Raw genomic sequence first — 12737 nt, forward strand, 5'->3', positions numbered from 1 at the left:
GAGGTGAATGCTTATGATTCAAGTGAAGGAATTTATCGATACCGATCGATCACTTGCTGTGGAACGCGCCAATGCTTTTCTGGCCGGGTTAAAGGAAGAGGATGTGGTGGGCGTTCATTACGGTTCGATTGTGAAGCGGGTTGCAGAAGGGATTGAGAACCAGCGAAGCGCTATCCTTGTCGTCTATAGAAAAGACGATTCACAAAAGTAATGCAACCAGAAACTCGAGGAGACGATAACCTATATGATATATACCTATTTTCTTACGGAAGATCCGACCACCATTCAAGAAGCCAAGCAATTGCTCTACGATGTGCTGTTCAAACCGCTGCAGATGTCGGATACGATGCAGGACCAACTGAAAATTCAAGGGGAGGAGCTATATTTCGTCGCCATGAACGAACGCACCGAAGTGGTAGGTGTAATGGTTCTTGTTATAGACGGCGAGCATGTAGAGCTGCATCACGCCGCAACGCGCACTGCTTTGCAGGGTCAAGGGATCGGCAAGCAGCTGTGGATACTTGTTCATGAATATTGCACGGACCGAGGCTTTAAGAGCATCGAATTGGTATCCAGAAATACGGCTATGTCGTTCTGGGCATCTGTCGGCTTCCAGGCAACAACGGAAGACTGGATCGAGCGTGAAGACTTCGTGAAGCATGGCATTCGTCATAAGGCCATGAAGCAGACATTATAGAGCTGCAAGGCGCTGGTTCAAAGAGCCAGCGTCTTTTATTTTTGCAGGAGCGCATCTGGAAGCGCACTAGTTGGCGAATGTTACAGAATTTTTTTTATGCGGGCAGGGCATAGTAGAAGTAGTGAATAATTTCCATTTACTTCAGGCGGAAATAGAGGGATGACGCGTATGGATCCTGCTTTCTGGAACAACACAATTTGGTTTATTCTCCTTGGGATCATAACGATTATGGTTTTGGCGATTACTTTACTTCAGGCGAATAACCGCAGACAACTGCTTGCCTTTTATTTGACCATAAGCGGCATGGCCTTTTGCTTCGAAATGATTGTCTATTCGTTTTTTAAGGCTTATCAATATTTTCCGATGCTTGTTCCTCACTCCCCGGCGGACGATTCAATAGCAGGGAATCTTTTTTCGCAATTTTCTGTCTCTTCATCAGCAGTTTTCCTTGCAGTCTTCGGACTAGGTTACATTTGGCATGTGGTAATCGCTGCAGCTTACGCATTCGTAGAGGAACTATTTCTGGCTCTGGGCATTTATAAACATAACTGGTATCGAACATGGATGACAGTAGCCGGGCTTCTCCTTTTATTCTGGCTGACAAAAAAAGCATATTTGATCGTAAACACAAGCTTTGGACGTATTTGGCGGTTCCTGTTCCTCTTCTTTGGCCTGGTGACGCTGCATCAGCATACGATTGTTTGGGTATTCAGATTAACGGGCGTCCGGATTTTCAGCGAAACTTTTCTCCCGGATAAAGAACGCAGTCTTGTAGTGCTTTCGGGAACCTATATGCTGCTTCTTGGGGGAATTATTATGATTATGTATTTTTCGAAATTCAAATGGGGATGGAAGTTTCTAATAATCGTTCTCCTTTATGGCGGCCACTATGTTGCATACAGATATCATTTGATCATCTGCAAAGAAGGTTGGTTCTTTATCACGACGACGATATCCATTGCGGCGATGTACGGATATACTTTTTTGCTCGATAAATTATATGACCCGCCACTAAAAAAGCACGCTGACTATGGTTGAGTTGTGTTTTTTCTTCTGCTTGAGTGGGAGATCATCATTGCCGGAGAAAGAGGGGACACGACTGTCACCAACATCGCGGAACGAAAAGCAAGAAGACTCCGCTCTCGACCCAATGCCATTCTGCTGCTCGTGCCGCCGGATGATTCTGGGGAGCAGATGCGGATAAAGTGTCTCTGCGGCTGCTGACAAGAGCCGGTTGGAAGCCAACCAGCTGTGTGCATATGCGAGAATTTCGCTTGGTGTGCGATGGGGCATGCCGGATTTTTTTTCGTTCACCTACAACCCTGATCGAAATATTGTAAACTTGACGCCCGACAGCGCTATCCGTTATTGTAATAAACAAGCACAACCGATAGACTGCCTCGCAATACGCAATCACATTTCCTCATGAACGACACAATCACTCCTCAGGGATCTCGACCAGCTACCTACATTAAGGCATGAACCAGGCTCTGCGGGCTTGGATGAAAAGGTTTTCCCTTTAGCCGAAGGCTCCAACAACTGCGAATTCTTCTTTCAATATGTATATGAGACAGCCTCTTCCATTCATGATTTTGATATTGTTGCAAGCGCTTTCGGCAACTGCGTTTCAACCAGTCATGCCCTTTCCATGGTTCGGCATCCGGACTGTTAGTTCCGTGACTGGCATGAGGCGGATCGGCATAGAAGCTATGCCTTTAATCATCTTTGAAAGGGGGTGAGGCCGGACGCTGCACATATGAAGTGCATTCAACGCAAGCATACCATGCAAAGAGAGGTGAAGCACCCGCAACCAGATCGACATGAGACGACGAAGACTATTCAAGAGAGGAGTACTTGATATGATAGGAATGAACAGCAAGGGGAATCTTGTCCCTTTGCTCAAACACATGCTCATTATCCTGCTTGCGCTGCTGCTTTGCATGCCCGTCATAGCCCCAACGGCACAAGGTGCGGAACCGGATGCCCCGGTGCAGGCAGCTGCTGCCGCGAACTCTGTCATGGTGGACAGGTTCCTGACCCTGTACAATCAGATCAAAAATCCTGCCAACGGCTACTTTTCTCCTGAAGGCATTCCTTATCATGCCGTGGAAACACTGATGAGCGAAGCGCCGGATTACGGACACATGACTACATCTGAAGCTTACAGCTACTGGTTATGGCTGGAGACCTTGTACGGTTACTATACTGGCGATTGGTCCAAGCTTGAGGATGCGTGGGACAATATGGAAACTTTCATTATTCCGTCCGCCAGCGAGCAGCCGACGATGAGCCACTATAGACCTGGCTCGCCAGCCGATTATTTCCCGGAACGTCCTTATCCGGATATGTATCCGACGCAACCCGGGCAAATACCGGTCGGTCAAGATCCGCTTGATGCGGAATTGAAGGCCACCTACGGCAACAACGATACTTATCTGATGCATTGGTTGCTTGATGTTGATGATTGGTACGGCTTTGGCAATACGTTGAATCCCAATCATACCGCAACGTATGTGAATACGTTCCAGCGCGGCGAACAGGAGTCGGTTTGGGAAGCGATTACCCATCCGTCTCAGGACGATTTTACTTACGGCAAGCCCGGTGAAGGGTATGTTTCGCTGTTCGTAGGCGGCAATCCCGCACCGCAGTGGCGCTATACAGCGGCTACAGATGCGGATGCGCGCGCTGTGCAGGTTATGTACTGGGCGAAGGAGCTCGGTTACAACAACCAAACGTATTTGAACAAGGCGAAAAAAATGGGCGATTACTTGCGCTACGGGATGTATGACAAGTACTTCGTCGAAATTGGAAGCACGGCTAACGGAAATGCAAGAGCCGGTTCCGGCAAAAGTTCCAGTCACTATTTAATGGCCTGGTATACTGCATGGGGCGGGGGACTGGGCACGCCGCAAAATCCACACGGCGGCAACTGGGCATGGAGAATTGGCTCGAGCCATGTGCACCAGGCCTACAACAATCCGGTGGCAGCCTACGCGCTTTCTCGCGGCGGCCTGGAACCTTCATCGGCTACAGGCGCATCGGATTGGGATATATCCATGACTCGACAGCTGGAGTTTTACACATGGCTGCTTTCGGACGAAGGGGCAGTCGGCGGCGGAGCAACGAACAGCATCGGCGGCTCCTACGACCGGTATCCGGCTGGCGTAAGCACATTCTATGGATTGGCGTACGATGAGGATCCGGTTTATCACGATCCGCCGTCCAACAACTGGTTTGGATTCCAGGCTTGGCCGCTCGAGCGTGTCGCAGAGTTTTATTATATTCTTGCCGCAAATGGCGACACATCCTCCAAGGAATTCCAGATGGCCAAGCTTGTGATGGATAAGTGGATTGACTGGTCAATGGACTACACATTCGTTCATGAGCGTCCTGTCACAGATGATGACGGCTATTATCTCGATCCGAACGGTCAGCGCATTCTAGGCGGTCATAATCCGACAGTGGCGACTGTTTCCGAGCCCGGCGCCTTCTATATCATTGGCAATCAGGAATGGAGCGGTCAGCCGGATTCATGGAACGGCTTTGACAACTTTACCGGCAACCCGAACTTCCATGCAGCTGCGTTGAACCCGAGCCAGGACGTCGGTGTGCTTGGCAGCTATATCAAGGCGCTAACATTCTATGCAGCCGCCACTAAGGCAGAGAACGGCGATTATTCCGCCCAAGGCGCTCAGGCGCGCGATTTGGCCAACAGCCTGTTGGATGTCGCTTGGAACTACAATGACGGTATCGGCATTGCTGTTCCGGAGCCAAGAGGCGACTATTTCCGATTCTTCGAGAAAGAGATTTACTTCCCTGCCGGCTGGACAGGAACGACAGGGCAAGGCAATACGATTTCCTCTTCGCTGGGAGTCCCTTCTGATCCGGCGAGAGGCGGCAACGGCTATTATATCAGCTATGCCGACCTGCGTCCGGACATCAAACAGGACCCGCAGTGGGAGTACCTGGAGAACCTCTATCAAACTTCTTACAATCCGAGCACAGGCGAGTGGGAGAATGGCGTTCCGACGTTTACTTACCACCGCTTCTGGTCGCAAGTGGATATGGCGACGGCCTATGCCGAGTTCGATCGGCTGATCGGCGATGATGCAGGTCCATCTGTACCTGTGCCGCCTGGCGGCGTGCAAGCTGTCCGTGATGATGGCCAGGCAACGATCTCCTGGAACAGTGTATCGAATGCGGACAGCTATAATGTCAAGCGGGCGACAACCTCCGGCGGACCATATACGAATGTGGCAACCGGATTGAACGGTACGAGCTTCACAAATACCGGCTTAACGAATGGTGTCACCTACTATTACGTAGTAACGGCGGTCAATAGCGAAGGCGAGTCCGCTCATTCCACTGAAGTGAGTGTAACACCGGCGCCGCCTCAGCTGCCTGGCGAATTTACGCTGACAGCCGTGGCAGGCAATGGCCAGGTTTCCCTGGAATGGACAGCCTCGACAGACGCTACAGGCTATGCGGTGCAGCGGGCTACGAGCGCCTCCGGTCCATTCTCTTCACTGGCTGCTGTGGCCGGACGGAGTTATGTGGATACGAGCGCCATTAACGGCACTACCTATTACTACAGAATCGCTGCCTCGAACAGCGTGGGGACAACTTTGTCCAATACGGCTTCGGCTACCCCGCAAGTGCCGTTGCCGGGCACCTTTACTTTGTCCGCAACTGCAGGCAACGGACAGGTTGCACTGAATTGGTCAGCCTCCAGCAACGCGCAATCCTATAGTGTGGAGCGGGCGACAGCGGCGGCAGGACCGTTCAGTGAGCTTGAGTTGACTACGGGTCGCTCCTATACCGATACGAGCGTGGTGAACGGCACGACCTATTATTATCGAGTGCGGGCACAAAATACAAGCGGCGACACACTCTCTAATACAGTTTCCGCTACACCGATCGCCGTGGACCCAGGCGGTTTGCGCGTCGAGTATAAGACAGGGGATACCAATGCCAGCGACAATCAGATGAAGCCGCACTTCCGCATCGTCAACGGGGGAACAGCACCTGTCTCTTTAAGCGAACTGGAAATCCGCTACTGGTTCACGAATGATCAAAACCAGACGATGCAGGTGAACTGCGATTGGTCGCAAATCGGCTGCTCGAACATACAGGCAAGCGTAGCCAGCATGGCAGCGCCGGCCGAAAATGCCGACTCGTACTTGTCCCTCTCGTTCGCATCCGGTGCCGGCCAGTTGGCGGCAGGAGCGAATACAGGAGATATCCAGCTGCGGCTGAACAGCAGCAATTGGGCGAATTTGAACGAAACGAACGACTATTCGTATGATGGCACCATGACGGCTTACGGCAACAATACGAAGGTAGGCTTGTATCGGAACGGTACGTTGATAGCGGGAAGCGCTCCGGGCGATTCAGGCCAGCAGCCGCAGCCGCCGGCAGCGCCGAACGGCTTGACAGCGGCGGCAGGGGACGGAGCGGTAACGCTGTCGTGGCATGCGTCGAGCGGTGCAACGCATTATACCGTGAAGCGCGCCACGACAAGCGGAGGACCGTACGCGGCCGTCGCCAGCGAAGTAAGCGGAACGAGCTACACGGACAGCGGCCTGACGAATGGCACAACGTATTATTATGTCGTCAGCGCCTCGAACAGCGCGGGAGAGAGCTTGAACTCCACCGCAGCAAGCGCTACGCCGCAGGGCATCGTCGAACCGCAGCCGCCGGCAGCGCCGAACGGCTTGACAGCGGCGGCAGGGGACGGAGCGGTAACGCTGTCGTGGAATGCGTCGAGCGGTGCAACGCATTATACCGTGAAGCGCGCCACGACAAGCGGAGGACCGTACGCGGCCGTCGCCAGCGAAGTAAGCGGAACGAGCTACACGGACAGCGGCCTGACGAATGGCACAACGTATTATTATGTCGTCAGCGCCTCGAACAATGCGGGCGAAAGCCCGAATTCTGCTCCCGCCAGCGCGACACCGCAAGGCGTGACAGCACCGTCCGGGCTTGCTGTGCTCTACAAGGCAGGCGATACAAGTGCGACGGACAACCAAATCAAGCCGCACTTCAATATTGTCAATCGAGGAACGAGCGCTGTACCGCTAAGCGAGCTGAAGCTTCGTTATTATTTCACGAAGGATGGCAGCGAATCGGTTAGCGCCTGGATCGATTGGGCGCAGATAGGTCAGAGCAACATTGCCACTTCCTTCACAGACTCATACGTAGAGCTAAGCTTTACGGCGGCTGCAGGTTCGATCGCGCCCGGCAGTCAGACAGGCGAGATTCAACTGCGCTTGGCCAAGTCCAATTGGTCGAACTTCAACGAAACGAATGACTATTCGTATGATGGAACGAAGACATCTTTCGCAGAGTGGGATCGGGTCACGCTGTACCGTAACGGCACGCTCGTATGGGGAATTGAGCCGTAACGGCAACTGGATGTGAAAAAGAGGCTGTCCAAAGTCGGCGACGACTTGGACAGCCTCTTTCCTTTTCCATCTTTTATTTCTCCTTTACAACTGTTTCCCAAATATCAGCAGGCTCATGGCCAAGCCTCCAGAAGGCAACGCCCGCAAGCTTGTATTTCTTCGCAATGTCCATACGCGCTTTCAATGTTTCTTCATCTTCCATCCAAAATTGATACGTAAATCCATCTTCCTGATATTCATAGCGATATTGTCCAAAGCGGCTATCGAATGTTTTTGTCGTCTTCTTGGATGCCAGCAGCGGGGCAATATCCTTGTTGAGCAGGGAGCGATTGCCGACCAGCTTCCCGTTCGCATCAAGCTTCCACAAGCGGCTGTAAAAAGGAATGCCCATTACCAGCTGGTCGCGGCGAATGCCGTAGGACAAAAATTCCTTCACTCCATTTTCCGTCCATTCCAGTCCTGCAACCGAGCCTGGCACATCGCTGCCGGAGTAATGGTGATCATACGTCATAATGATGATCGTATCGACTACCTTGGCCAATGCCGCATGATCAAACGCTGTTCGATCATTCCAGGCGATGCTTCCTCTAGGCAGATCGATGGACAGCTTTAGCCCCTTGGCATGTGCAGCCTCAGCCAGTGCGGTGACAAACGCAGTGAATCGAGCTCGATCCGAACCGTTAAGCGATTCAAAGTCGAGATTGATGCCGTCGACCCCGAGGGCTGCGCAACGATTGACCAGTTCCGAGATAAAAGCTTCTTGCGCCTTCGCATTGCCCAAGAAAGCGCTGGTTAGCTTGGAATCGAATTGGTTATGGACGAGCGGATGGACTTCAAGCCCCTGGTCGCGCAGCCACTTTACCAACTCCGGACTTGATGTATCCTTCAGCGTTCCGTTAGCGTCGGCAAGCTCAAACCATGTCGGCGAGTCCACATCCAATCCGATTGTCTGCGACACTTGCTGGCGGATGAGAGAGGCGGATGAGCTTCCGTTCCAGCCCCAAACCTGGAGGCGGTTGGAGTTGTCCCAGATCGTCTTGCCCGTCCGGTTCAGGAGCATCGCTTGCGGCAAGCTCTGCGCGACCGACAATGCTTCATTCAAAGTGCGGTAGTGCCCGACTCTGGTTTCCTCGTCATGCCAAACTTGATAATAGGGAACATTCGTCCAGATTTCCCGACCATCTTCCATGACGCGCGCGTTGGCCCATTGCTTCGCATAGTGACTGGCTTCTTCAATATGATAGAAGCTTTCAAGCAAATTGGCATTTTGGTAGACCGCGTAGCGCTTCGCGTTCTCGTATATAACTTGTTCGTTCTGGGCAGTATGGAGGACTTTGGCGCCATCCAGCTGCCGGGCTTTGTTCACCGCATCGCGCAGATTCGCATAAGTGAAATCCGTGTCCGTATCGCCAGGACCGACAACGCGGTATATCGGTTCGCCCTTGCGCATCTCGGCTTCTTGCTGATCGCTGATATTATCCCAAACCCATTGGCTAGTCATTAAATCGATGACATGCGCCCGGCTCCATCTGTTGGCTTCCTTCTTTGCCTCAGACAGCGTTGCAAATCCCCAGGCTTCGAATGTTTTCTCTCCTTGATACACTTGGTAACGAGGATAATTGTGCCAGATCCACCCGGCTTGCTCCAGATGGATCACACTGGCCTTCTGATGCTGCCGGGCTGCTTGGACAGCGGTTTCTCTCGTATGATACGCTTTGGGGAGCATGGTGCCATCCACCTGCACCCGGTATGCCGGGAATTGCGACCAAATCCACGTGCGGGTTTCAATGTCTTCGACATAGCTGTCGGTAAACTGCTTGGCATACGCAATGGCCTGATTGCGTCCGGCAAATTCTTTCAACAAGACGTCGTTTTGATAGACTCTGTACTGGGTCGTCTGGTCTTTTTGGCTGGCTGCTTGTCCGGGCAAAGTCATCCATGATGAGGCGAAAAGTCCAAAGATAAGCACCAGGCAGCATAGCGTCTTCCATCGCTCGACAACAGTTTGCATTCCACATCTCCTTTATGTACCTAAAGTCTTTACTCTATTAAACGAAGCTGAATAAGGAAAAGTTTTGATGGAATTTACTAGAATTTCAGGAGATTCAAAGAGAAGAAAGCAGAGTTTGTTTGGACGCGCAATGTTTGGTGGGGATCGCGGGAAAAAAGGTTGAATATTTTTTTGAAAAACTACTAGATTCTTTCGAATTTTCCATAGTACTTGACGCCATATAGATGGAGCCGTTATGCTGATGTCAAAACGGATGAAGAAATTAATTCCATCCGTACAAAGAAGACGGAAATCGTTTTCCCTTCGCCGTTTAGTACGCCTTCATTTTACTGAATCGATTTACGAAAGGGCTTTCATTCTTGTGAAGGAGGTGGTGCCTGGATCAAGAGATTGCCAAACGCGGAGCAAAAAAAGAATGGAGACAAAGCAGTCTAGCATAATGGGCAGTGTGAGGAGGAATGCGACGAAGAACAGTTCTTATGAAAATCGCAGCGGTGTCACGCCTTGAATTGCAAGTTTCGCCTGGCAGTTGGCAGGGTGCATGAATTGAAGTTTGGATAAAATGGGAGGATCGTGATATGGAAAAAGAAATGAAGCAGTTACGAAAAAAGATCGTACTGCTGCTCTTGGCGCTTGCATTGATTGCCTCGATGTTCGCTGGTTTATTCGCCAACGCATCAACCGCGCAGGCGGCGGGCGGTTACAATTATGCCGAAGTTTTGCAGAAATCACTGTTCTTTTATGAAGCTCAGCAATCGGGCAAGCTGTCTGAGCAAAATCGTGTTTCCTGGCGCGGGGATTCCGGCTTGAACGATGGTGCGGATGTCGGGCACGACTTGACCGGAGGATGGTACGACGCGGGCGACCATGTGAAATTCGGTCTGCCGATGGCGGCCACGGCCACAATCTTGGCATGGGGGCTGTATGAGTACGAGGATGCCTATATCCAGACGGGTCAGCTGGATGAAATGCTCTTTAATCTTCGGTGGGTTAACGATTACTTCATCAAGGCGCATACAGGACCGAAAGAATTTTACGGGCAAGTCGGCGAAGGCGATGAAGACCATAAGTGGTGGGGGCCTGCGGAAGTCATGCAAATGGAAAGACCTTCCTTCAAAATCGATGCCAGTTGTCCCGGCTCCGATTTGGCGGGAGAAACAGCAGCTGCGATGGCAGCGTCCTCGCTGGTGTTCCGGGCTTATGACCCTGCTTATGCGGATGAGCTGCTGACGCATGCCAGACAGCTTTACAGCTTTGCGGACACCTATCGCGGTGCGTATTCGGACTGCATCACGGATGCCAGAAATTTCTACCGTTCCTGGAGCGGCTACCATGACGAATTAACATGGGGCGCTGTCTGGCTCTATCTGGCGACCGGCGAGCAAGCCTATCTGGATAAGGCTATCGCGTCAACAGATGATTGGGGAACCGAGGGGCAAACGCCTTACTGGGGATACAAGTGGACGCATGCCTGGGACGACAAGCGTTACGGTGCCCAGCTCCTGCTGGCGAAATTGACGGAGGATCCCCGTTTTATCGTATCCACCGAGCGGAACCTGGACTACTGGACCAGCGGAACGGCGGAAACCGGGGAACGGATTACGTACACACCGGGCGGGCTAGCTTGGCTGGATTCTTGGGGAGCGCTGCGCTATGCGGCGAATGCCTCGTTCCTGGCCTTCGTCTACTCCGATTGGCTGGAAAGCCGGGATCCGGTGAAAGCGAAGAAATACCGCGATTTTGCGATTAGCCAAATCAATTACATGCTAGGCGACAACCCGCGTAACAGCAGTTACGTGGTCGGGTTCGGAACCAACCCGCCGCAAAGACCGCATCATCGCACAGCACATGGCTCTTGGGCAGACAGTCAGAACGTGCCGGCAGATCATCGTCATGTGTTATATGGTGCGCTTGTAGGCGGTCCGAATGCAAGTGATGCGTACGTAGATGAGATCGGCAACTACGTGACCAACGAGGTGGCCACGGACTACAATGCCGGCTTTACGAGCGCGATTGCCAAGATGTACCTGCTTTTCGGCGGACAGCCGCTCAGCAATTTCCCTGTGCCGGAAACGCCGACTGAGGACGAGTTTTTTGTAGAGGCGTCTGTGAACAGCAGCGGCGCAACTTATACGGAAATCAAGGCGCTGCTCAACAATCGTTCCGGATGGCCGGCAAGAATGGGCGACAAGCTTTCGTTCAACTATTATGTGGATTTGTCCGAAGTATACGCTGCGGGCTATACCGTCAATGACATTAGAGTAGCTGCTGGCGGCTACAACCAAGGAGGGGTCGTATCTCCGTTGATTGCCCATGATGAAGCCAATCATATTTACTATACGAACATTGATTTTACAGGTGTGAAAATTTATCCGGGCGGTCAATCCCAGCATCGAAAAGAAATCCAATTCCGTATCAGTGCTCCTGTGAATACGACGTTCTGGGATCCAACCAACGACTATTCGTATCAAGGGCTGAGAGCGGGCAGCACTGCTGCCAAGACACCGTATATTCCTGTGTACGATGACGGTCAATTAGTATTCGGCACGGAGCCGGCAGCAGGCGAGCCGGTTGTTCCGGCAGTGCCCGCCGGACTGACAGCAACGGCCGGAGACGGACAAGTGACGCTGAGCTGGAACGCCTCAAGCGGAGCGGCCAGCTATATCGTGAAGCGGGCGACGACAAGCGGCGGCCCGTATGCGACCTTGGCGACGTTGAGCGGAACAGCTTATACGGATGCAAGCGTGGCGAACGGCACGACGTACTATTATGTAGTGGCTGCGTCCAACAGTGTTGGCACGAGTGCGAACTCTGCCGAGGCGAGTGCTACTCCGCAGGAGAGTACAGAAGAGGTGCCGGCAGCGCCGACCGGTTTGACGGCAACGGCTGGGGACGGACAAGTGACACTGAGCTGGAATTCCTCAAGCGGAGCATCCGGCTATGCTGTGAAGCGGGCGACAACAAGCGGCGGCCCGTATGCGACAGTGGCGACATTGAGCGGCACGGCCTATACGGACACGAGTGTGACGAACGGCACAACTTATTATTATGTTGTGACCGCGTCGAACAGCGCCGGTGAAAGCAGCCCGTCTGCAGCAGCAAGTGCGACGCCGCAAGGCGGCACGACGCCATCAGCGCTGGTAGTGCAATATAGAGCGGCGGATACGAATGCTGCCGACAATCAGATCAAGCCGCATTTTAATATTAAGAATAATGGAACGACAGCAGTTGCGCTGAGCAACCTGAAACTGCGCTACTACTTCTCCAAGGACGGCAGCGAGGCAATGAATGCCTGGATCGATTGGGCGCAAATCGGCAGCAGCAACATCCAGACGACCTTTACCGACACCTATGTGGAACTGACCTTTACGGCAGGCGCCGGCTCTATCGCGCCAGGCGGACAGACCGGCGACATCCAGCTGCGGATGGCGAAGGCCAACTGGAGCAACTTTGACGAGACGAACGATTATTCCTACGATCCAACGAAAACTGCGTACGCAGATTGGGAGCGCGTCACGCTGTACTTGAACGACGCATTGGTTTGGGGCATAGAGCCATAAGGCTGGGGAAGAAGCGGGAAGGAACCGGGCGCATGCCGGGTTCCTCCCCATTATCATGCCAGAAT

6 protein-coding genes are annotated in these 12737 nt (G+C 52.6%); 5 read left to right on the forward strand and 1 reads right to left on the reverse strand.

The window, feature by feature from the left end; translation table 11 throughout:
- The first annotated feature begins 7 nt into the window (after window positions 1–7).
- From XYCOK13_RS02350 to XYCOK13_RS02365, 4 genes are all read left to right on the forward strand, one after another.
- Window positions 8–211, forward strand: a complete 204-nt coding sequence (locus tag XYCOK13_RS02350) for a hypothetical protein (protein ID WP_244864942.1) — start codon at window positions 8–10, stop codon at window positions 209–211.
- A gap of 33 nt (window positions 212–244) precedes the next feature.
- The gene (locus XYCOK13_RS02355) at window positions 245–697 is read left to right on the forward strand and encodes a GNAT family N-acetyltransferase (RefSeq protein ID WP_213410274.1); all 453 of its coding nucleotides are present in this window, start codon (window positions 245–247) and stop codon (window positions 695–697) included.
- 159 nt (window positions 698–856) lie between these two features.
- Window positions 857–1735 (forward strand): hypothetical protein, encoded by an 879-nt coding sequence (locus tag XYCOK13_RS02360; RefSeq protein WP_244864943.1) that lies wholly within the window; start codon window positions 857–859, stop codon window positions 1733–1735.
- Between the two features lie 830 nt (window positions 1736–2565).
- A complete protein-coding gene (locus XYCOK13_RS02365) occupies window positions 2566–7101 on the forward strand; it encodes a glycoside hydrolase family 48 protein (protein WP_244864962.1) in 4536 nt (1511 codons plus the stop codon).
- A gap of 73 nt (window positions 7102–7174) precedes the next feature.
- Here XYCOK13_RS02365 and XYCOK13_RS02370 read toward each other — a convergent pair whose 3' ends face one another.
- On the reverse strand, window positions 7175–9112 hold the full coding sequence (locus XYCOK13_RS02370) for a glycosyl hydrolase family 18 protein (protein WP_213410276.1): 1938 nt from the start codon (window positions 9110–9112) through the stop codon (window positions 7175–7177).
- Window positions 9113–9762: 650 nt separating this feature from the next.
- On the opposite strand from XYCOK13_RS02370, the gene XYCOK13_RS02375 reads away from it, so the two are divergent.
- On the forward strand, window positions 9763–12672 hold the full coding sequence (locus tag XYCOK13_RS02375) for a glycoside hydrolase family 9 protein (protein WP_373314311.1): 2910 nt from the start codon (window positions 9763–9765) through the stop codon (window positions 12670–12672).
- Window positions 12673–12737 lie beyond the last annotated feature (65 nt).

This window comes from Xylanibacillus composti (assembly GCF_018403685.1).
GTDB lineage: Bacteria > Bacillota > Bacilli > Paenibacillales > K13 > Xylanibacillus > Xylanibacillus composti.